This is a genomic window from Rhodococcus sp. WWJCD1 (genome assembly GCF_002258735.1).
Taxonomy (GTDB): domain Bacteria; phylum Actinomycetota; class Actinomycetes; order Mycobacteriales; family Mycobacteriaceae; genus Rhodococcoides.
In genome coordinates, this window is record NZ_NOXY01000027.1 from 138,461 (window position 1) to 160,975 (window position 22,515).

Sequence of the window (22,515 nt, forward strand, 5' to 3'; positions counted from 1 at the left end):
GTCGATCCGGCCATCACCGGGGAGCCTTCGGAAGAACGACGTCGATGCGAAGCGCCGAGGTGTTTCGGATTGACGTTCAGTAGAACCGAACGGGTGAGCCCGTCACAGCTCACGTGGAGTGGCTCGCTCCGACGGCAGGAACGTCGAGTGCGAGCAAGCGGGGTGGTACCGCGGTATCGGCGTCCAGATCGTCGAATGTCGTCCCCGTGCCAACGGATGTCGCGTCTCGTACGCGTCCGGCACGGAGGAGACAGATATGACTGATTCGAGCTCACGTCCCACGAGCGCGTCGTACCCGCTGGTGGATCTGGCCGAAGGTCGATCGGGAAGTGTTCCGTTCCCCGATCTCGAGCGCATCGTGCTGCACGAGTGGGCCGAGGACGGTACGTTCCGGGCCAGCATCGACAACCGCGCAGATGCCGAGGAATTCGTCTTCTACGACGGTCCTCCGTTCGCAAACGGCCTGCCCCACTACGGACATCTGCTCACCGGCTACGTCAAGGATCTCGTCCCGCGCTTCCAGACCATGCGCGGCAAGAAGGTCGAGCGTCGGTTCGGTTGGGACTGCCACGGTCTGCCCGCAGAGCTGGAAGCGGAGAAGCAGCTCGGCATCAAGGACAAGTCCGAGATCGACGAGATGGGCCTGGCGAAGTTCAACGCCTACTGCAAGCAGTCGGTACTGCAGTACACCGACGAGTGGCGGGACTACGTCACCCGGCAGGCGCGGTGGGTCGATTTCGACAACGACTACAAGACCCTCGACGTCGACTTCATGGAGTCGGTCATGTGGGCGTTCAAGACGCTGCACGACAAAGGCTTGATCTACCAGGGCTACCGAGTTCTGCCGTACAGCTGGTACGAGCAGACGCCCTTGTCCAATCAGGAGACCCGCCTGGACGACGCATACAAGATGCGTCAGGATCCCGCGGTCACCGTCACGATGCCGTTGACGGCTCCCGGCTCACCGCTGGACGGCGCGAACGCACTGATCTGGACCACCACTCCGTGGACCCTTCCGTCCAACTTGGCGATCGCGGTGCACCCCGATGTGCACTACGTGCAGGTGCGAGGCACGGACGGCGAGCGTTACGTGCTTGCCGCTGCGCGTCTTCCGCACTACGCGAAGGAACTGGGGGAGGAGCCGGAGGTGCTCTCGGAGCACACCGGCACCGAGTTGGTCGGACTCACCTACGCACCGCCGTACGACTTCTTCCTCGGCCACGAGAACGCACACCGCGTGCTGCAGGCCGACTACGTCACCACCGATTCGGGCACCGGAATCGTGCACCTCGCACCAGCTTTCGGTGAAGAGGACATGGACGTCGCCACCGCGAACGGTATCGAGGTGGTGCAACCGCTCGACGCGGGCGGAAAGTTCACCTCGCTGGTGCCGCCGTACGAGGGTCTGATGGTGTTCGATGCCAACCCGGTGATCATCAAGGACCTCAAGGCCTCGAGCCGCCTGCTGCGGCACGAGACCATCGAGCACTCGTACCCGCACAGCTGGCGCAGCGGTCAGCCGCTGATCTACATGGCGGTTCCGTCGTGGTTCGTCGCGGTCACCAAGTTCCGTGATCGGATGGTCGAGCTCAACCAGGAGATCACCTGGGTGCCCGAGCACATCAAGGACGGCCAGTTCGGCAAGTGGCTCGAAGGTGCACGAGACTGGAACATCAGCCGAAACCGATACTGGGGCAGCCCCATTCCGGCCTGGACGTCCGACGACCCCGCCTACCCTCGTCTCGACGTGTACGGCAGCCTGGACGAGCTCGAGCGTGACTTCGGTGTGCGTCCGACGGATCTGCATCGTCCGTACATCGACGACCTGACGCGACCCAACCCGGACGACCCGACCGGTAAGTCCACGATGCGTCGCGTTCCCGAGGTGCTGGACTGCTGGTTCGAGTCGGGCTCGATGCCCTATGCGCAGGTGCATTTCCCGTTCGAGAACGAGGAATGGTTCTCCACGCACAACCCGGGCGATTTCATCGTCGAGTACAACGGGCAGACCCGTGGCTGGTTCTACACGCTGCACGTGCTGGCGACCGCGCTCTTCGATCGGCCTGCATTCAAAACTGTTGCCGCACATGGCATCGTGCTCGGCGACGACGGTCTGAAGATGAGCAAGTCCAAGGGTAACTACCCGGACGTCAAGGAGGTCTTCGACCGCGACGGCTCCGACGCCATGCGGTGGTTCCTGATGTCGTCACCCATCCTGCGCGGCGGCAACCTGATCGTCACCGAGCAGGGCATCCGCGAGGGAGTGCGGCAGGCACTGCTGCCGATCTGGAATGCATGGAGCTTCCTTCAGCTCTACGCCTCGACGCCCGGCCAGTGGCGTACCGACTCGCCGCACGTGCTCGATCGCTACGTTCTCGCCAAGCTGTCGGCCACCCGCGACGCGATCACCGATGCGCTCGAGGGCAACGACATCGCCGGTGCCTGCGACGAGCTGCGCACGTTCTGCGATGCATTGACCAATTGGTATGTGCGACGGTCTCGTTCGCGGTTCTGGAGCGAGGACGCCGACGCGATCGACACCCTGCACACCGTGCTCGAGGTGCTCACGCGCATCGCCGCTCCACTGTTGCCGCTGATCAGCGAAGTGGTGTGGCGCGGCTTGACCGGTGGCCGCTCGGTGCACCTGACGGATTGGCCCGAGGCCGAAGAACTGCCGTCGGATCCGGAACTCGTCGAGAGCATGGACGAGGTTCGTACCGTGTGCTCCACCGTGCTGGGTCTGCGTAAGGCGCAGAACCTGCGAGTGCGGTTGCCGCTGCCCGAGGTGACGGTTGCCGCCGCCGATGCGGAGCGCCTGCGTCCGTTCGTCGACATCATCGCCGACGAGGTCAACGTCAAGAAGGTCGACCTCACCGACGACGTTGCCGTACACGGAAAGTTCGAGCTCGTCGTCAACGCGCGTGCTGCGGGCCCGCGTATCGGCAAGGACGTCCAGAAGGTGATCAAGGCCGTCAAGGCAGGCGATTGGGAAGAGGATGCCGACGGTGTCGTGAGCGCAGCGGGAACAGCGCTGCTGCCCGAGGAGTACACCCGCAAACTCGTTGCTGCCGAGCCGGAGTCGACGGCGCCTCTGCCCGGTAACGCCGGCCTGGTGGTGCTCGATTCCGCCGTGACCGAGGAGCTCGAGGCGGAGGGCTGGGCCAAGGATCGCATCCGCGAACTGCAGGACGCGCGTCGTAATCACGGACTCGACGTCTCGGACCGCATCGACATCGTCATCGAGGTGCCCGAGCACCGACAGGCGTGGCTGGACACTCACCGGGATCTGATCGCGCGCGAGGTGCTCGCACTCTCCCTCGTCGACGGACGCGTCGGAGACGACGGCAGCGATCTCGGTGAAGGAGTTCGCGCAGCGGTCACGAAGTCGTCGTGAGTGAAGGGCATGTGAGCGAGGAAGCGGTGGACGGTGCCGTCCGCGAGCTCCTCGCCGGAGCTCGCGGCGGCGTTGTGCCGATCGTCTCCGCCGGCAACCCGGTTCTACGATCGCGGGCAACGGCGTACGACGGGCAACTCGACGCCGTCACGTTCGCGGAGTTGATCGAGGTGATGCGGGCGACGATGTACGCCGCACCGGGCGTCGGGCTCGCTGCGCCGCAGATCGGCATCCCGCTGCAGATTGCGGTGATCGAGGATCTGTTCGACGTCGACCCGGCTGTCGCTCGTGCACGAGAACGCACCCCGCTGCCGTTCCGAGTACTGGTCAATCCCCGGTACGCCCCGGTGGGGTCGAGGACAGCAGGTTTTTACGAGGGGTGCCTCAGCGTTCCCGGTTACCAAGCCGTCGTGACCCGAGCAGCCGAGGTACGGCTCGAGTGCACCGACGAATTCGGTCACGAGATCGACGAGGTGGTTCGCGGCTGGCCGGCCCGAATCGTGGCTCACGAGACCGACCACCTCGGCGGATCGCTGTACATCGACACCGCGGACACCCGATCGTTGACCACGACCGAGAACTACGGTGAGCTGTGGTCGGATCCGACACCCGAACGCGCTGCTCAGGCGCTCGGCTTCACCGTCGATCCTCGCTGACCGTGCCGAACATCGCCGACGACACCCTGCGGAGTCGCCGATGGGTGCTGCACCTGGACATGGATGCGTTCTTCGCCTCCGCCGAGCAGTTGACTCGGCCCACGCTCCGGGGCCGGCCGGTTCTCGTCGGCGGAGCAGGCGGGCGAGGTGTGGTGGCGGGCTGCAGCTATCAGGCGCGCGCGTTCGGAGCGCGATCGGCGATGCCGATGCATCAGGCACGTCGACTGGTCGGTGCGAGTGCTGTGGTCCTGCCGCCGCGGTTCCCGCTGTACTCGGAGTTGAGTCGGCGGGGGTTCGAGGCACTGCGGGGGCGGATGCCCGTCCTCGAACAACTCTCGATCGACGAGGCGTTCGGTGAACCGATCGAACTGGCCGGCGCAACGGTGAGCGAGGTCGAGCAGTTCTGCGCGGATCTGCGTGCCCTGGTGTTGGCCGAGACCGGTTTGGTCGCCTCGATCGGCGCCGGATCGGGAAAGCAGATCGCGAAGATCGCGTCGGGCCTGGCGAAGCCCGACGGAATCACCGTCGTTGCTCCAGGAGTACAGGCCGAGCTGATGGCTGCCTTGCCGGTGCGGAAGCTGTGGGGGATCGGCCCGGTGGCCGGAGAACGGTTGCGGCGCTTGGGAATCGATACGATCGGCAAGTTCGTGGCCACCCCCGAGTCCGAGGTGGCGTCGATTCTCGGAGCCACGATGGGGCCGAGCCTGCATCAGCTGGCGCGCGGCATCGACAATCGAGTGGTGGCCGAGCGCGCCGAGGCGAAACAGGTCAGCGCCGAGACCACGTTCGCGCAGGATGTCATCTCTCTCGCTCAGCTGCGGCCTGCCATCGAGGCCATCGTCGAGTCCACGCACCGCAGACTGCTGAAGGACGGTCGGGGTGCCAGGACGGTAGTTCTCAAATTGCGCAAGTCCGACATGAGCATCATCACCAGATCGGCGACGTTGCCCTACGCGACCGTGGACAAGCAGACCATCGTGGCGACCGCACAGCGACTGGCGGTCGATCCCGTCGATGTCGGACCGATCCGACTGGTCGGGGTCGGCCTGGCCGGGCTGTCGGCGGTTCGGCAGGGGTCGCTGTTCCCCGAACTCGAACACGAAGCGGTCGTGGATGCATCAGACGCGACGGAGGAGTCGGCCGCACCGGTGGAGGCCGGGGCGGACGTCGTCGTTCGGGACGGCCCGCGGTGGCAGCCCGGCATGGACGTTCGGCATCCCGAATTCGGTCATGGCTGGGTGCAAGGTGCCGGGCATGCGGTGGTGACCGTGCGATTCGAGACCCGCACCACTGGGCCCGGGACCGCGCGTACGTTCGCCGAATCGGACGAGAACCTGGTCGTCGCGGATGTCCTCGACAGCCTGAAGTGAGTTGTGGCAGAGCTGAGGAAACTCTGTGAGGTTTCACAGGTAGGGGTTACGGGTTGTGTCTCGACCGATCCGAGCTGACATAGTGGACTCCGGTCCGAGACGACCACTACCCGCAACGACCGACGAGTCACAGAACGATCGAGACGTGACTCAGAGTGAAAAGGACAAGCACTTGAAGCTTCGCAACACCCGACGGGCAATGGTTGCCGGTATCGCCATCGCCGGTGCACTGACCATGACCGCCTGCAGCTCCGGTGGCGGCGAGGAGCCGACCGCGACGACGACGACGGCTGTCACCACCTCGGCCTCCACCGCTCCCGAGGGCGGCGCGTACCCGCCGGCACCCACGGTCGAGGAGCTCAACACTCAGCTCATGCGCGGACTCGACCCCAACGTCCCGGTCGAGGAGAAGGCGGCTCTGATCCAGGGCGCGTCCGAGGACCCCGATCTGATCAACCAGGTTGCTGCGGCTGCTGTCGCCAACAACGCTCAGATCGAGATCACCAGCATCGACGACCTCGGTACCGGTGTTCTCAACGCAGGCATCACCATCACCCTCAACGGGCAGGCCAACCCCGGCACGTTCCAGTTCGTCCCCGAGGACGGCGTGTGGAAGCTCTCGAAGGAGAACGCCTGCGGCATCGTTTCGCTCGCGCAGCTGACCAGCCCGGCGTGCCCCGCACCCTGAGTCCTGCCGATCGTCTCTGACCGCACCTGAACTGCCGGTGACATCTCCCCTCGGGGTCATGTCACCGGCAGTTCTCGTTCTGCGGTTCGTTCCGACTCAGGCGCTCGGCGTGGCCGTTCGGATACGGTCGGCGGCGGCCTCGGCCACAGCCGTGACGGTTGCGGGCTCGAGTCCGCTCTGATCCGAGACGACGATCTGCACGACGGTCGAGTCGACCACGGCCACCACGACGTCGGAGATCAACGTGAATCCTTCGCTGCTGGTGGTCAGACGAATCGAGGCGGACGCATCGCCGATCTGCGTCTGCTCGCGGCCAGCCAACGCGTACTCGACACTCACCCCGTCCGCATCCGTACCGGTGAACTCGGCGCACCCGGTCCACGCCTGCTGCACCGATGCGAACGCCTCTGCTGTTCCGGTCCCCGAGTAGCTCGCCGCGTCCTCGTCGATCGACGAGAAGTTCGGCCCCGAGAAGCGAGCCACCGCGGACGACGCCGCGCCGCCGCGTTGCTCCGAGACCGGTGCGAGCACGGCCGCGCACGCAGCCGGGTCGGTGCTGGACTTGTCGGGTGAGTCGTAGTCCGGGGCTGGGTCCAATCCCAGATCCCGGACCGGATCCGGGATCGAGGAGAAGCCGTCCGGCAAGTCGCCCAGCCCCAGCATCGATGCAGTCAGGACGCCGCTGTCGGTGATGGGCACGCCGAGCAGGGGATCGGGAGCGGCGACGGCAGTGGGCACCGGCGCAGTGGCCTGCGACGGTTCGTCCGAGCTACATCCGGCGGCTGCGGCGAGTCCGACCAACGACAGCCCGGCCAGTAGACGAGTGGTGGTTCGTGTCATCGGTCACCCCAGGTGATCGAATCTCCGACCGTCTGCCGCAACACGGTCGTGCTGTCGGGGTCGGTATACATCTGATCGCCACCAGCGGTGATGGATCCACCGACGGGAAGCGGCTGTGTCAGATCGATGTCGAGTGTTCCCGCGCCGGTGTAGGTGTACGACGCGATGTTCAGCGTGCCGGAGTTGTCGGGGAGGTTCCAGACCGGTGATTCGGGGGTCTGTGTGATCGCGATGTCCACGGTCGCCCGGTCGCCGTCGAGGGCTCGCAGCGCGACCGTCGTGCGCTGGTTCAGTGTGATTCCGCTCAGCACCTGCTGATCGATGGTCCACACGGCACCGACACCGACTTCCGCGTCGGGAAAGGCGACGGAGCGGTACACCGCGGCGTTGAACGAGCGTTCGATCGCCGCCCTGGCGGTATCGAGCGCGGCATCGGCCGGAGTGATGTGCAACGCCGTGATCGCTCCGGATTCGGTGCCCGCCAGCCGCGCCGTGGAGCCCTCCGACGCGGACAGTGCATCGGTCAGGCCCTCGTCGGGTGAGGTGGCGGCCCCGATGGTCAGGTCGATCGACCGCGTCGCCCCGGTAGAGGCGTCGTCTTCCGGTACGGCATCGGCCGTCGATGCTCTCAGGGGCACCGTCAATTCGGGACTGGAGAAGTCCTGCGGTGCACCGGCGTCGATTTGTTGTTGGACGGTGGACGTGGTCGTGAGGTCGACGTTCTGCGAGTCCGTATCGGCCGTGTCGAACGCCAGCACGCGGCGTGGCTCGGTCCCGGGGTCGACGACGGTGGTGGTCGTCGGCGTCACCGCGATCGTCACCTCGTTCGTGGACGCTGTCTGCTCGGCTGCGGGTTCGGTGTCGGTGCTCGAACATCCCGCCACCAGAGCCACCGCGCAGCATGCAGCGAGGAAACCGGCACGGACGGTGCTGGAGTGGACAGTGCTGGCGCGATCGGTCGACTTCACGGCCACCAGGCTACTGACAGCCCCACCGGTAGCCGTATCGCGCGGCACGGATGAGTGTCCACCGCCGCCGATGCGCCATGATGGACAGGTGAGTGAAGACCGCGCCGACGACCCGACACCCGAGACCAGCGGTGTCTCGGCACCGAACGAGACCGCGGACCCGAAGGGGACCGATTCCGACAGCGCCGTCGCCAGGCCCGTGAAGCCACTGAAAACTCGACTGCTGATCGCCATCGCGGCGGTGATTCTGCTGTTCGATCTGGTGACCAAGATCGTGGTCGTGCACTTCGTGAAGCCCGGAAATCCGATCGAGATCTTCGGCGACGTGGTGACGCTGCGGTTGGTACGCAACCCCGGTGCGGCGTTCTCCATGGCCACCGGCATGACGTGGTTGCTGACGGTGGTTGCCGTCGCCGTCGTGATCGGAGTGATCAAGATCGGCCGGACGCTGCGATCACCGTGGTGGGCGCTGGGATTGGGTCTGGTGCTCGGCGGCGCACTGGGCAACTTGATCGACCGCTTCTTTCGCGCTCCCGGACCGTTCCAGGGCCACGTCGTCGACTTCGTGTCGGTCGGCTGGTGGCCGGTGTTCAATGTCGCCGACTCGTCCATCGTCTGTGGAGCGATTCTGCTCGTTGTGCTGAGCCTGTTCGGCTTCGAGCCGAACGGCGAACGCGTGACCAAGTCCGAGTCCGATGCCGCGAAGAAGGCCGACTCGTGAGGGAATCGCGTTCCATGCCGGTGCCCGACGGCTTGGACGGAATGCGGGTCGATGCCGGGCTCGCCCGATTGCTGGGTCTCTCGCGTACCGTCGCCGCAGCACTGGCCGAAGAGGGTTCGGTTCTGGTCGATCACGGTGCCGTGGGCAAGTCCGATCGTTTGGCTGCAGGCTCGTGGCTCGAAGTGACGCTGCCCGAGCCCGCCCGTGAGTTGACGATCGAAGCGGAACCGGTCGAGGGCATGGAGATTCTCTACGCCGACGACGACGTCGTGGCCGTGGACAAGCCCGTCGGTGTCGCTGCCCATGCCAGCGTGGGCTGGACCGGCCCGACCGTGATCGGCGGTCTGGCTGCTGCCGGCTTCCGAATCTCCACATCCGGTGCACACGAGCGTCAGGGAATCGTGCACCGCCTCGATGTCGGAACGTCCGGGGTGATGGTGGTCGCGACGTCCGAGCGGGCGTACACCGTGCTCAAGCGCGCGTTCAAAGCGCGAACCATCGACAAGCGTTATCACGCTCTGGTGCAAGGACATCCGGATCCGAGCAGTGGAACCATCGATGCCCCGATCGGACGACACGGCAGCAACGACTGGAAGTTCGCGGTGCGCGCGGACGGCAAGCCGAGCGTGACCCACTACGACACGGTCGAGGCGTTCCAGGCCGCGAGTTTGCTGGACGTGCACCTGGAAACCGGTCGCACACACCAGATTCGAGTGCACTTCTCGGCCCTGCGCCACCCGTGCTGCGGGGATCTGACCTACGGGGCCGATCCGCGCCTGGCCGAACGGTTGGGCCTCGAACGCCAGTGGCTGCATGCCCGTTCGCTCGGCTTCGCGCATCCGTCCGACGGCCGTTGGGTGGAGATAGAGAGCAAGTATCCGGCCGACCTCGAACATGCGCTCGAGGTGCTTCGGAAGGCGTGATGCGCGGATTCTCGGGTGTGGTCGGTCTCGTCGCCGCTGCCACTCTGGTGGTCGGGGGCCTGGCCGTCGTCGGGAACCTGAACCCGCAACGGCAACTGGGTGTCGGTACCGACCGGCTCGGCCCGGACAGCGGTGAGCAGGTGACCGACTACGTGGCCCGTGCCGAGGCGAGCCTGCGCACCGATGGTGCCGAACCCCGCTGGGGCTCTGTGTCGTTCGATCGCGAACTCACCGCCGAACAGGCCTATGCCGCGGCGAACGGCGTGCGCATCTCGCAGGTGCTCTTCCGAGTACCGCTCGATCGTGTGCAAACCCCGATACTCACGGTCGGTGTTCCGGGCAGTGAACGGTCGGTACTGAACTCGACCGCACGCGCTGCCGGCCAGATCCAGGAATCGTTCGGCGCAGGGGACCGGCAGGCGCAGATCGACGCCGTGTCGCAGCGCCGGTTGCTGGGCGGATGCGCGTGCGTGGTGACATTGGTCGTGCGGGGCACCGCGGCCGAGCTGAGCGAGGTGGCCGGCCGCGACGACGTGCGGGCGGTGGAGGCGCTTCCACCCGACGCGGTGTCCGGGAAGTTCGCTGTCGAGCCGTTGCTTCCGGAGTACGTCGACGTCGTGGGACCGCTCCCGGACGACGGGCCGATTCCGGCCGAATGAGGGCAACTCCAGTCTCGTTCGTCACACGCGTCACGTCCTCCCAGGACACACCGACAGCTACGAAAATTCTGTCGGTTCCACCGCTTAGAGTGAGTGCATTCGCGGCTCGTATTTTCGAAAACGCACGACCTTCAGGAGAGAACCTTCGTGGCCGATTCGTTCGTTCATCTGCACAACCACACCGAATATTCGATGCTCGACGGTGCCGCCAAGATCGGGGCCATGTTCGCCGAGGCGGCGCGGTTGGAGATGACGGCGGTCGGCATGACCGACCACGGCAACATGTACGGAGCCAGCGAGTTCTACAACGAGGCCAAGAAGGCCGGTATCAAACCGATCATCGGCATCGAGGCCTACATCGCCCCGGAGTCTCGGTTCAACAAGAAGCGCGTGCTCTGGGGCGATCGGAGCCAGAAGTCCGACGACGTGTCCGGTAGCGGTGCTTACACGCACATGACGATGGTCGCCGAGAACGCCACCGGCGTCCGGAACCTGTTCAAGTTGTCGTCACTCGCGTCGATCGAGGGTCAGCTCGGCAAATGGGCGCGCATGGACGAGGAGATCATCGCCTCGCATGCGGAAGGCATCATCGCCACCACCGGGTGCCCATCCGGGGAGGTGCAGACGCGGCTTCGTCTCGGTCAGGAACGCGAGGCACTCGAAGCTGCAGCAAAGTGGCAGGAGATCTGGGGACCGGACAACTTCTTCCTCGAACTGATGGATCACGGCCTGTCCATCGAGCGACGCGTCCGCGAGGGCCTGCTCGACATCGGTAAGAAGCTCTCCATCCCGCCGCTCGCTACCAACGACTGCCACTACGTCACCAAGGACGCTGCCGAGAACCACGAGGCGCTGCTGTGCATTCAGACCGGCAAAACGCTGAGTGACCCCACCCGCTTCAAGTTCGACGGCGACGGTTACTACCTCAAGTCGGCCGCCGAGATGCGCGCACTGTGGGACGACCAGGTGCCCGGTGCCTGCGACAGCACGCTACTCATCGCCGAGCGAGTCCAGCCGTACGACGAGGTGTGGGCGCACCGAGACCGGATGCCCATCTTCCCGGTTCCCGAGGGCCACACTCAGGGCACCTGGCTGCGCCACGAGGTCATGACCGGGCTCGAGCGTCGGTTCCCCGACGGCCCGGCCGAGGACTACCTCGCGCGGGCCGAGTACGAGATCAAGGTCATCCTGGAAATGGGCTTCCCGGCCTACTTCCTGGTGGTCGGCGACCTGATCAACCATGCCAAGGCCGTCGGCATCCGCGTCGGGCCCGGACGAGGCTCCGCGGCCGGATCGCTGGTGGCTTACGCCATGGGCATCACCAACATCGATCCACTGCCACACGGTCTGCTGTTCGAGCGATTCCTCAACCCCGAGCGCGTGTCGATGCCCGATATCGATATCGACTTCGACGATCGCCGCCGCGGTGAAATGGTCCGCTACGCCACCGAGAAGTGGGGCAGCGATCGCGTTGCTCAGGTCATCACCTTCGGCACCATCAAGACCAAGGCGGCCATCAAGGACTCTGCGAGGGTGCAGTTCGGTCAGCCGGGCTTCGGCATCGCCGATCAGATCACCAAGGCGTTGCCGCCGCCCATCATGGCCAAGGACATCTCGGTAGCGGGCATCACCGATCCGTCGCACGAGCGCTACAAGGAGGCCGTCGAAGTCCGTGCGCTCATCGATTCCAACCCCGACGTCGCGACGATCTACAAGACGGCCAAGGGCCTCGAAGGCCTGATCCGTAACGCAGGCGTGCACGCCTGCGCGGTCATCATGTCCTCGGAGCCGCTCACCGATGCCATTCCGGTGTGGAAGCGCGCGCAGGACGGCGCGATCATCACCGGCTGGGATTACCCGTCGTGCGAGGCCATCGGCCTGCTCAAGATGGACTTCCTCGGTCTGCGCAACCTCACCGTCATCGGTGACGCGATCGACAACATCAAGGCCAACCGCGGGATCGAGATCGACCTCGACGCACTGCCGCTCGACGATCCGGCCACGTTCGATCTGCTCTCTCGCGGAGACACACTCGGCGTGTTCCAGCTCGACGGAAGCGCCATGCGAGACCTGCTGCGCCGCATGCAGCCCACCGGCTTCGAGGACATCGTCGCCGTCCTCGCTCTGTACCGCCCCGGTCCGATGGGCATGAACTCCCACAACGATTACGCCGACCGCAAGAACGGTAGGCAAGAGGTCAAGCCGATTCACCCCGAGCTCGAAGAGCCACTCAAGGTGATTCTCGGTGAAACGTACGGCCTGGTGGTCTACCAGGAGCAGATCATGCAGCTCGCGCAGAAGGTCGCCGGGTACACCCTCGGCCAAGCCGACCTGCTGCGCCGCGCCATGGGAAAGAAGAAGCTCTCCGAGCTCGAGAAGGCGTACGCCGGGTTCCGACAGGGCATGTTGGACAACGGTTTCTCCGAGGCGGCCATCAAGGCGCTGTGGGACACCGTGCTGCCGTTCGCCGGCTACGCGTTCAACAAGTCGCACTCGGCGGGCTACGGGCTGGTGTCGTACTGGACCGCGTATCTCAAGGCGAACTACCCGGCCGAGTACATGGCCGGCCTGCTCACCAGCGTCGGCGACGACAAGGACAAGGCCGCGATCTATCTCGCCGACTGCCGCAAGCTGGGCATCACCGTGCTGCCTCCCGACGTCAACGAATCCGAGCTGAACTTCGCGTCGGTCGGCAAAGACATTCGGTTCGGTCTCGGTGCGGTGCGCAACGTGGGCACCAACGTGGTCGCCTCGATCATCAGGGCGCGATCGGAGAAGTCGAAGTACACCGATTTCTCGGACTACCTGGGCAAGATCGACGCAATTGCCTGCAGCAAGAAGGTCACCGAATCCCTCATCAAGGCAGGCGCTTTCGACTCGCTCGACCATCCACGCAAGGGCCTGATGCTCATTCACGCCGACGCGATCGACGCGGTGATGGGCACCAAGAAGGCCGAGGCAATAGGTCAGTTCGATCTGTTCGGCGGCGAGGACGCCGACGAGTCCATCTCCGCGGTGTTCAACGTGCGGGTGCCGGACGAGGAGTGGGAATCCAAGCACCGGCTCGCCCTCGAACGCGAGATGCTCGGCCTGTACGTCTCCGGCCACCCGCTCCTGGGCGTCGAGCACATGCTGGCCGCGAAGTCCGACTGCAATATCCCGACCATTCTCGAAGGTGACATCAAGGACGGCACACAGGTCACCGTCGGCGGAATTCTGGCCTCGGTCAACCGGCGGATCAACAAGAACGGTCTGACGTGGGCGTCGGCGCAGCTCGAGGACCTGGCCGGTGGTATCGAAGTGCTGTTCTTCCCACAGGCGTACTCGGTGTTCGGTGCCGATGTCACCGAGGACTCGGTGGTACTCGTCAAGGGTCGGGTGTCGGTGCGCGACGACCGGGTCTCCTTGATCGCGAACGACCTTGCGGTACCAGATCTTTCGGCGATCGGTATCGACAAGCCTCTCGCGGTCAGTCTGCCGACGCGGCTGTGCACGGCGGACAAGGTCGGTGCCCTCAAACGAGTCCTGTCCAGCCACCCGGGAACCTCGGATGTGCACCTTCGGTTGGTCAGCGGCGACAAGATCACCACGATGAAGCTGGACGACAGTCTGCGCGTCACGCCGACATCGGCGTTGATGGGAGACCTGAAGGCGCTACTGGGACCCGGCTGCTTGACGGGGTGACGCAGGCCGGGTCGGGTGTAGCTCGGTGAGGAGCAGCGTCCACCAGGCCGCGACCGCGATTGTGGCACCGGCGAGTACTGCGGCGTGCAGGGAGCCGGCGATGACGAGCGTCACGACGAACACGAATGATCCCAGCGCGAGGGCTTCCAGTTTGTAGACCGGCCACGCGATGCCTGCGACGTCGACGCTGCGCAGGGCAGCGGTGGGTCGGGGGCTCACCCGGGTGCTCGTGAAGGTCATCGCGTTCTCCTCTGCTGCGCCCGGGGTGGTGATGATTCGGCTGTCCGGCGCGCGAAGTTCAGACTATACCCATCGAAAGATTCGGTCCACCGAACTTGGCATCTGGACCAGGCAATGTGGCTGATCTCGTGGCGTCACGCGCACGAGAGGTGTTCACTGGAAGTCATGCCATTGACAGGAGAATACGAACCGAGTTCATCCGACTGGGCCCGTGAGCAGGCCGAGCGATACGAGAACTCCGGCGGAACCGAGGGCACGACGATGAACGGGATGCCGGTCGTGCTGCTGACAACCAAGGGGAACAAGAGCGGCAAGCTGCGCAAGTCGCCGTTGATGAGAGTCGAGCACGACGGCGAGTACGCCATCGTGGCCTCGCTGGGCGGAGCGCCCAAGCACCCCGTCTGGTACCACAACGTCAAAGCCGAGCCGCTCGTCGAGTTGCGGGACGGAACCGAGAAGCACGACTACGTCGCTCGCGAGGTGACCGGCGACGAGAAAGCCGTGTGGTGGGAACGCTCGGTCGCGGCCTACCCCGATTACGCGGACTACCAGAAGAAGACCGATCGCGAGATCCCGGTGTTCGTCCTCTCGCGCGTCTGAACAGGATCCGTCGGTCCGTGGAACGGTCCCGAGTGGGTGACCGTTCCACTCTGGTGGCAGCATGTGCTGGTGTCTTCATCCCCTGACCTCGCCTCCCAGCTCCCATCGTCGGTAGCCGTCACCGCTGCCGATATCGATGCCGCTGCGGTGCGAATTTCGTCGGTGGTGGCCGCAACACCCCTGCAGTTGTGCGAGCGGTTGTCGGCGGAGACCGGCGCGAGGGTCTACCTCAAGCGCGAAGACCTGCAGATCGTGCGGTCGTACAAAATTCGTGGCGCGTACAACCTGATGGACCAGCTGACCGATGCCGAGCGTTCTGTCGGCGTGGTCACCGCGAGCGCAGGCAACCATGCTCAGGGAGTGGCGTTCGCGTGTCGCTCGATGCAGGTGCACGGTCGCATCTACGTTCCCGCGAACACCCCCAAGCAGAAGCGCGACCGAATCCGAGTGCACGGCGGTGACTTCGTGGAGCTCATCGTCATCGGCGATACGTTCGATGCCGCGGCGGCAGCCGCGGCCGCCGATGTAGCCCGCACCGGTGCCACCATGGTGCCGCCGTTCGACGATCCGCGAACCGTGGCCGGGCAGGGCACCATTGCCGCCGAGATGATCGATCAGCTCGGCGGGGCACCCGATGTCGTCGTGATGCCCGTCGGCGGAGGCGGATGCATCGCAGGCATCTCCAGCTACCTTCGTGAGCGCGCACCGCAGACGTCACTGGTGGGTGTCGAACCGTCCGGCGCGGCATCCATGACCGCCGCGCTGATCGCCGGAGGTCCGGTGACGCTCTCCGAGATCGATCCGTTCGTCGACGGGGCCGCCGTCCGCCGCATCGGCGACGTGCCGTACGCAGCGTTGCAGTCGCTCGGTGCCACGGTGGTGTCCCATGCTTCGTTGCCGCTGATCACCGCGCCCGTGTTCGACAGTTCCGGCCCCGGTGCATTCCTGATCACCCAGATCGACGAGGGCGCGGTCTGTACCGCAATGCTCGAGCTGTACCAGAACGAAGGCGTCATCGCCGAGCCTGCAGGCGCGTTGGCCGTTGCGGCGCTCGAGCATCTCGACATCGCGCCGGGAAGCACAGTCGTGTGCTTGGTGTCCGGCGGCAACAACGACGTCTCTCGCTACGGCGAAATTCTCGAGCGATCGCTCGTTCACCTGGGCCTGAAGCACTACTTCCTCGTGGACTTTCCGCAGGAGCCCGGCGCACTGCGTCGCTTTCTCGACGAAGTCCTCGGGCCCGAGGACGACATCACCCTGTTCGAGTACGTCAAGCGCAACAACCGGGAGACGGGTGCCGCGCTAGTCGGCATTCAACTCGGCGCTGCGGACGGCCTCTCTTCTCTCCTCGAACGTATGCGGTCATCGCACCTGCAGGTGGAGCAGCTGGAGCCGGGTTCGCCGGTGTACCGGTACTTGACCTGAGTCAGCGACCGAGCAGGCGGTCGACGACGCGTTTGTGCAGTTCGGGGTCCACGGCCGGCAGGTCGAGCACGGCACCGAGGTAGATTCCGTCGCCGACGAGCCGGATGATCTCGGCCTGCACGGGATCATCGATTTCGGTACGCAGACCCTCGTCCCACAATCGCATCATGTCGACGACGGCCTCCTGAACCTCGTCGGAATTGCCGTCCACGCTCCGCAACGCGGCCAATGTCGATCGATAGAGAGCGATCTCCTTTTCCGAGATCGAATCCGGCGGTTGCAGATACCACTCGGCCACGGACGTCCCGCCTGCTGCGGCGTCGGCGCGCTGCTCGTCCGCCTGGGCGCCGAGTCGTCGCACCATGGCCGCCACCAGAGCGTCCTTGGTCTTGAAGTGGTACAGCAGTCCGCCCTTCGATACGCCTGCGGCGGCAGCGACGCTGTCGAGGGTCACCTTGGTCATACCGTGCTCGATCAGCATCGATTCCAGTGCGTCGAGTATTCGGTCCCGCGTGTCCGATGACATGAAATTCACTTTACCGGCTGGACGGTTCGCGGTACTCTCAATCACTGTACCGGCTGGACGGTTGGTGCTCTCGAGCGTTTCGGACCCGGCGATCGCCGGCGCACCGGGCGCAGAACGTAGGAGATGTAGTGAGTGACATGCGCACCGGTTCGGTGCACGAGGTAGCCGGGGGATCCGAGCACCGGGCGACCCCGCGGGACTGGCTCGGTCTGGTGGTACTGGCGTTCGCCGTGTTGCTCATCGCTGTCGATGGCACTGTCCTCGACCTGGCATTGCCTTTCATCAGTTCGGACTTGGCACCGACCAGCAACCAGTTGCTGTGGATCATCGATGTCTACTCGTTCGTGCTGGCCGGCCTGCTCATCACCATGGGTACGCTCGGCGACCGAATCGGCCGTCGCCGATTGCTACTGATCGGTGCCGCGGGCTTCGGCATCGCCTCACTCGTAGCGGCCGTGTCGACCAGCGCGGAGATGCTGATCGCGGCCCGCGTGTTGCAGGGTATTTCCGGTGCGACACTGATGCCCGCGACCCTGGGCTTGATTCGCACCATCTTCCTGAACCCGCGTCAACGCGTCGCCGCGATCGGCGTCTGGGGTGCGATGGCCGGTGGCGGTGCCGCTGCCGGTCCGCTCGTGGGCGGTTGGCTGCTCGAGCACTTCTGGTGGGGATCGGTGTTTCTCATCAACATCCCCGTCATGCTCGTGCTGATCGCGCTCGGCCCGCTGGTGATTCCCGAGTCGAAGGACCCGAACCCGGGCCGGTTCGACCTGACGAGTTCGGCGCTGTCGATGCTCGCCATAGTGCCGCTGGTATTCGCGGTGAAGGAGACCGCGGCACACGGCTTCGACGTGGTCTACCTTCTGTCCGCGGTGGTCGGTGTGATCGCCGGATACGTGTTCGTCCGCCGTCAGCGCACTCTCGCGGCACCGATGATCGACCTGAGACTGTTTGCCAACCGGGCCTTCTCGACGGGCGTCGCAACGAACTTCCTGTCGGTGTTCGCCCTCGCCGGGGTCCTGTTCTTCGGTTCGCAGTATCTGCAGCTCGTGCTCGGCAACAGCCCGCTCGAGGCGGGTCTGCTGCTGCTGCCCGGTACCGCCGCCAGCATCGTCACCTCACTGCTGGTTGCGGTCCTGGTTCGATACTTCAGTGCGGGAACAGTTCTCGGGGTCGCAATGTTCGTCGCCGCCGCGGGTGCCGGGCTCCTGGTCGGCCTCGCAACCGACAGCGGCCCGGCCCTGTTCATTGCCGGGTTCGTCCTCGTGGGGGCCGGTGTCGGTGTCGCGCTGACGCTGACCTCCGAGCTCGTGGTCAGTGCCGTCGAGCCCGAACGGGCGGGAGCTGCCTCGGCAGTGTCGGAAACCGCATACGAACTGGGTATCGCACTGGGCGTCGCACTACTGGGCACCGTTGTCATGGCGATCTTCCGTCGCGGCATCGACGTCACGCAGCTGACCCCCGAGCTGGGGGCCAGGGCCGGTGAGACTCTCGGCGGTGCCGACGCGGTGGCCCGTGAGCTGCCGGACTCGGTGGCGACGGTCCTACTGGACTCCGCGCATGCTGCCTTCGTCTCGGGCATGCATGTCGCGGCCGTCGCCACCGCGGTGGTGCTGGCGATCACCGCCGTGTTCGTCCTGGTCAATCTACGCAGGCGTCAGGATTCCAGTACGACGACGGAGTGACCGGGAATCGTTGTGGCAGAGCCAGTTTCGTCCGATGTCGTCGGCTCCCACTCGAGCAGTGGTGAGCCGCCGACCGGCACGGTCACAGCAGATTCGGACAGATTGCACACCACACTGAGTCGGCTGCGGCGAACGACGATCCATTTCGCGTCCTCGTCGTAGTCCACCTTCACGTGGTCCAGCCACGGGTCGGTCAGTTCGGTCCGGTCGCGGCGCAGCCTCAACAGATCGCGGTAGACGGCCAGCAGTCGTGCATGGTCGCCGTCGCCCAGTTCCGACCAGTTCAGCTTCGACCGTGTGAAGGTCTCGGGATCCTGTGGGTCCGGGATATCGCTCTTGTCCCAGCCATGTTCGGCGAATTCCGCCTTGCGTCCCTCGGCGGTCGCCTTACCGAGCTCGGGCTCTGGATGCGAGGTGAAGAACTGGAACGGCGTCGACGCTCCCCACTCCTCTCCCATGAACAACATCGGTGTGTAGGGCGAGGTCAACACCAGAGCAGCCTTGATTGCGAGCTGGCCGGGGGAGAGGTAGAAACCCGGTCGATCGCCGATTGCGCGGTTACCGACCTGATCGTGAGTGGTCGTGTAGGTCACCAGTGAACTGGCCGGAATTCGGCGCGTGTCCAGCGGGCGGCCGTGGATCCGACCGCGGAAGCTCGAATACGTTCCGGCATGAAAGAACCCCTGCCGCAGCGTGTTCGCCAAACCCTGGAGGGAACCGAAATCGCCGTAGTAGCCCTGCCGCTCACCGGAGACAGCCGCGTGGATCGCGTGGTGAATGTCGTCGTCCCATTGCGCGTCGAGTCCGTAGCCGCCACCCGACCGTGCCGTGATCAGCGAAGGATCGTTGAGGTCGCTCTCGGCGATCAGGGTCAGTGGACGACCGAGATGCGCTGACAGGGTGCGGGTTTCGATCGAGAGCTGCTCGAGCAGATGCACCGCAGTGTGGTCGACTATCGCGTGTACTGCATCCAGCCGCAACGCGTCGATGTGAAACTCGGAGAACCAACGCAGAGCGTTGTCCAGGGCGTATCGCCGAACCTCGCCCGAGTCTGCATCGGCATAGTTGATTGCCTGGCCCCAGCTGTTGGCCCCTTCGGTCATGTAGGGGCCGAAGCGTTCGAGATAATTACCGGACGGGCCGAGGTGGTTGTAGACCACATCGAGGACAACGCCGATGCCGCGGCCGTGGCAGGCGTCGACCAAGCGCTGCAACCCTTCCGGGCCGCCGTACTCCTCGTGCACGGTGTACCAGAGCACTCCGTCGTATCCCCAGTTGTGCACGCCGTTGAATCCGTTGACCGGCATGATCTCGATGAACGACACGCCCAGTTCGACCAAGTGATCGAGCTTGCCGATGGCCGCCTCGAACGTGCCCTCGTCGGTGAACGTGCCGATGTGCAATTCGTAGATCGAGGAGCCGGGTAGTTGACGCCCGGTCCACGCCGCATCGGTCCACAGCGTGGGATCGACGTCGAACACCTGGGACAGCTCGTGCACGCCGTCGGGCTGCCGCGGTGATCGCGGATCGGGCAGTGCCTTGTCTGCGTCGTCGAGCAGGTAGCCGTATCGAGAGTTCGGTGTGGCGTCGACGTCGGCATGCCACCACCCGTCCGAGGAGCGCTGCATCGGATGCACCGAGTCGTCGAGTTGCAATCGGACCGTCTCGGGGGACGGTGCCCAGACCTGGAATCGTCGTGTCGTCGCCGAAGAGGTCACTGCTGTCGATGTCGCTGCTGTCGATGTCGCTGCTGTCGATGTCACTGTGTCACCGCTTCTTCGTTGTCGCGCACCAGGAGTGCGACCGGGAGTGAGGCGAACATCTCGGCTACCGAGACGGTGCCCGTGTGTTCGGAGCCGGTGATGCGATCGCGCCAGCTGCCATCAGGCAGCGTCACGGATGTGTCGCCCCAGCCGGTCTCGGATACTCCGAGCGAGAGTCTGGTCGCCAGTGCGATCACGTCGGCGTTTCCGGGAACCGGTCCGCGTGCGAATCCGACGAGGTGCTCGGCCGCGGATCCGTCCGCGACGATCGGCGCGTAGGTGCCACCGACGAAGCTCTCCGGCCGTTCGCGGCGCACGTGCAGCGCGGAGCGAACCACAGCCAGCTTGGCAGCACCCGTATCGATCGAGAGCGCATCGGTGTTCGACGCGGCGAGCATCGATCGACGGACGGAGTAGTCGACGGGTCTGCGGTTGTCGGGGTCGACGAGCGAGTCCTCCCACAACTCGGTGCCCTGGTACACATCGGGGATGCCGGGCCCGGCCAGATTCAACAGTTTCTGACCCAGCGCATCGGAATGGCCATGGGGAGCGAGCTTGTCGACCAGCATCGTCATCGATCGAGCGACGGCACCGTCGAAGATGGCGTCGAGCCAGCTGCGTACCGCGGACTCGAACTCCTCGTCCGGAGCAGTCCACGTCGTGCGGAGGGCGGCCTCGCGGATTGCCTTCTCCGCGTAGGCGTGAACGCGCTCACGCAGCGTGGACGTGATCACTCCGTCGACCGGCCAGATGCCGAAAAGGTTCTGCCACAAAAACATTCCGGTTGTACCGTCGGGACTCGGGGTCAGTTCTTCCCAGTCCGTGATGCAGCGAGCCCACAGTTCGGGAGTCTGTGACAGCACGCCGATTCGCGCCCGTACGTCCTCGCCGCGTTTGGTGTCGTGAGTCGACAGGGTGGTCATCGCAGCCGGCCAGCGTCGCGCTCGATCGGCATTGGTCAGATGGTAATACGCTGTGCTGCAACCGAATCGGCTCGGGTCGCCGCCCACTTCCTGTAGGGAGATCAACCGGTTGGCGCGGTAGAACAGGCAGTCCTCTACGCCCTTTGCCGTGACTGCACCGCAGACCTGGTCGAAGCGGACCGGCGATTCTGCACCGGTGACGAGGGCGGTCGCCAGTGCGCCCAGACCGCCGGCCAGGTCCGGCTGCTCCTCGCCGACAGCAGCGATCACGCCCGGCAGCACGCCGGCGAGCGGCGCGTAGTCGGTCCGGTAGACCGGGACGGCCGCGACGACGGCAACGATCGCGTCGATGACGGACTCGAGGTCGACGGTGGTGCCGGACTCGCGAACCACGGCCCGAGCGAGGCGTCGCACCTCGGGGGACAGGTCGCCGCGCGCAACGGCGGTCTTGAGATCCAACTCGGTCTCGTGCAATGTCTCGGCGTCGTAGGCGATGCCGGAGCGCACCTGAGACAGAGCAGTGAGTGCATGCACGCCCTCCGGGTCGACGAACACTCCGCCGACCGCGGCCAACGCGTCGTACCCGGTCGTTCCGTCGACGGGAAGCGACTCGTCCAGCGGTTCACCGTCGGCCAGAATCTTTTCGATGACGAGCCACCGGTCGGGCCCGAGAAGTCCGCGCAGTTCGGTGAGGTAGCCGGCGGGGTCGGCCAGACCGTCGGGATGGTCGACCCGCAGTCCGTCGATCAGGCCGTCTTCGATCCAACCGGCCACCTGACGATGGGAGTCGGTGAAGACGTCGAGGTCTTCCTGCCGAATTCCCGCCAGGCCGTTCACGGAGAAGAACCGTCGGTATCCGATCAGCCCGTCGGACCAGCTCACCAATCGGTAGGCCTGACGGTCGTGTACGGCCTGCGCATCATCGCCGTCGGTGCCGTCTGCGATGGGGAAGCGGTGCTCGTAGAACGCGAGGAGAGGCTGCTCCTCCGAGCGGTCGACGGTGAGCTCACCGACGTCGCTCGCGCTGCCGAGCACGGGGATCGCGATCTTGCCGTCGACGCCGTTGTCGGCTCCGAAGTCGATGTCGAAGTACGTCGCGTACTCGGAGTCGCGACCGCGTTGCAGCACGTCCCACCACCACGCGTTCTGCCGTGGGTCCTCCACTCCGACGTGGTTGGGGACGATGTCGACGATTATCCCCATGCCCAGCTCTGCGGCACGAGAATGCAACTGCGTCAACGCTTCTCGACCGCCCAGGGCGGCCGACACCGTCGAGGTGTCGGTGACGTCGTATCCGTGTGTCGATCCGTCGGTCGCAGTCAGGATCGGCGACAGATACAGGTGTGTGACCCCGAGGTCGTGGAGGTAATCGACCACGTCGGAGGCATCGGCCAGGGTGAAGGCATCGCCCCGCAGTTGTAACCGGTAAGTACTGGTGGGCAGCGGCATG

17 protein-coding genes are annotated in these 22,515 nt (G+C 65.2%); 11 read left to right on the forward strand and 6 right to left on the reverse strand.

What is annotated here, in order from left to right:
- Positions 1-256 precede the first annotated feature (256 nt).
- The 4 genes from ileS (at position 257) to CH286_RS20015 (ending at position 6,108) form a co-directional block, all read left to right on the forward strand.
- The gene (ileS, locus tag CH286_RS20000; RefSeq protein WP_094610242.1) at positions 257-3,394 is read left to right on the forward strand and encodes an isoleucine--tRNA ligase; all 3,138 of its coding nucleotides are present in this window, start codon (positions 257-259) and stop codon (positions 3,392-3,394) included.
- Positions 3,391-4,050, forward strand: a complete 660-nt coding sequence (locus CH286_RS20005; protein ID WP_255182714.1) for a peptide deformylase — start codon at positions 3,391-3,393, stop codon at positions 4,048-4,050. Before ileS ends, CH286_RS20005 begins: the two co-directional genes overlap by 4 nt.
- A 59-nt stretch (positions 4,051-4,109) precedes the next feature.
- The gene (locus tag CH286_RS20010) at positions 4,110-5,420 is read left to right on the forward strand and encodes a DNA polymerase IV (RefSeq protein WP_441347132.1); all 1,311 of its coding nucleotides are present in this window, start codon (positions 4,110-4,112) and stop codon (positions 5,418-5,420) included.
- Between the two features lie 199 nt (positions 5,421-5,619).
- On the forward strand, positions 5,620-6,108 hold the full coding sequence (locus CH286_RS20015) for a hypothetical protein (RefSeq protein ID WP_441347133.1): 489 nt from the start codon (positions 5,620-5,622) through the stop codon (positions 6,106-6,108).
- A 96-nt stretch (positions 6,109-6,204) separates the two neighbouring features.
- Here the strand turns inward: CH286_RS20015 and CH286_RS20020 are convergent, their stop codons facing one another.
- Complete coding sequence (locus CH286_RS20020; RefSeq protein ID WP_094610188.1) at positions 6,205-6,948, reverse strand: hypothetical protein; 744 nt, start codon at positions 6,946-6,948, stop codon at positions 6,205-6,207.
- Positions 6,945-7,916 carry a hypothetical protein gene (locus tag CH286_RS20025; RefSeq protein WP_255182717.1) on the reverse strand — a complete coding sequence of 324 codons (972 nt, stop codon included), beginning with the start codon at positions 7,914-7,916 and terminating at the stop codon, positions 6,945-6,947. Before CH286_RS20025 ends, CH286_RS20020 begins: the two co-directional genes overlap by 4 nt.
- 70 nt (positions 7,917-7,986) lie before the next feature.
- Between CH286_RS20025 and lspA the strand changes: the two genes are divergently transcribed.
- The 4 genes from lspA to dnaE all read left to right on the forward strand — a co-directional run bounded on the left by lspA (position 7,987) and on the right by dnaE (position 13,903).
- Entirely contained in the window at positions 7,987-8,637 is a 651-nt protein-coding gene (gene lspA, locus CH286_RS20030; RefSeq protein WP_441347130.1) for a signal peptidase II, read from the forward strand.
- The gene (locus CH286_RS20035; RefSeq protein WP_032379030.1) at positions 8,634-9,560 is read left to right on the forward strand and encodes an RluA family pseudouridine synthase; all 927 of its coding nucleotides are present in this window, start codon (positions 8,634-8,636) and stop codon (positions 9,558-9,560) included. The genes lspA and CH286_RS20035 overlap by 4 nt, the downstream gene beginning before the upstream one ends.
- Positions 9,560-10,219 (forward strand): hypothetical protein, encoded by a 660-nt coding sequence (locus CH286_RS20040; protein ID WP_094610190.1) that lies wholly within the window; start codon positions 9,560-9,562, stop codon positions 10,217-10,219. Before CH286_RS20035 ends, CH286_RS20040 begins: the two co-directional genes overlap by 1 nt.
- A gap of 147 nt (positions 10,220-10,366) precedes the next feature.
- Entirely contained in the window at positions 10,367-13,903 is a 3,537-nt protein-coding gene (gene dnaE, locus CH286_RS20045) for a DNA polymerase III subunit alpha (RefSeq protein ID WP_032379028.1), read from the forward strand.
- Here the strand turns inward: dnaE and CH286_RS20050 are convergent.
- Positions 13,874-14,143 (reverse strand): hypothetical protein, encoded by a 270-nt coding sequence (locus tag CH286_RS20050; RefSeq protein WP_032403959.1) that lies wholly within the window; start codon positions 14,141-14,143, stop codon positions 13,874-13,876. The genes dnaE and CH286_RS20050 overlap by 30 nt on opposite strands.
- A 165-nt stretch (positions 14,144-14,308) precedes the next feature.
- Between CH286_RS20050 and CH286_RS20055 the strand changes: the two genes are divergently transcribed.
- The gene (locus tag CH286_RS20055; RefSeq protein WP_037150812.1) at positions 14,309-14,743 is read left to right on the forward strand and encodes a nitroreductase family deazaflavin-dependent oxidoreductase; all 435 of its coding nucleotides are present in this window, start codon (positions 14,309-14,311) and stop codon (positions 14,741-14,743) included.
- A gap of 69 nt (positions 14,744-14,812) precedes the next feature.
- Positions 14,813-16,168, forward strand: coding sequence for a threonine ammonia-lyase IlvA (gene ilvA / locus CH286_RS20060; RefSeq protein WP_037151214.1), 1,356 nt, complete (start codon positions 14,813-14,815; stop codon positions 16,166-16,168).
- Position 16,169: 1 nt separating this feature from the next.
- On the opposite strand, the gene CH286_RS20065 is transcribed toward ilvA, so the two are convergent.
- Entirely contained in the window at positions 16,170-16,694 is a 525-nt protein-coding gene (locus tag CH286_RS20065; protein ID WP_032404059.1) for a TetR/AcrR family transcriptional regulator, read from the reverse strand.
- 137 nt (positions 16,695-16,831) lie between these two features.
- On the opposite strand from CH286_RS20065, the gene CH286_RS20070 reads away from it, so the two are divergent.
- Positions 16,832-18,379, forward strand: a complete 1,548-nt coding sequence (locus CH286_RS20070; protein WP_094610191.1) for an MFS transporter — start codon at positions 16,832-16,834, stop codon at positions 18,377-18,379.
- Here CH286_RS20070 and treZ read toward each other — a convergent pair.
- Together treZ and treY are read right to left on the reverse strand one after the other, a co-directional pair.
- A complete protein-coding gene (treZ, locus tag CH286_RS20075; RefSeq protein WP_094610192.1) occupies positions 18,352-20,097 on the reverse strand; it encodes a malto-oligosyltrehalose trehalohydrolase in 1,746 nt (581 codons plus the stop codon). The genes CH286_RS20070 and treZ overlap by 28 nt on opposite strands.
- 41 nt (positions 20,098-20,138) lie before the next feature.
- Positions 20,139-22,514, reverse strand: coding sequence for a malto-oligosyltrehalose synthase (treY, locus tag CH286_RS20080; RefSeq protein ID WP_094610193.1), 2,376 nt, complete (start codon positions 22,512-22,514; stop codon positions 20,139-20,141).
- Position 22,515 lies beyond the last annotated feature (1 nt).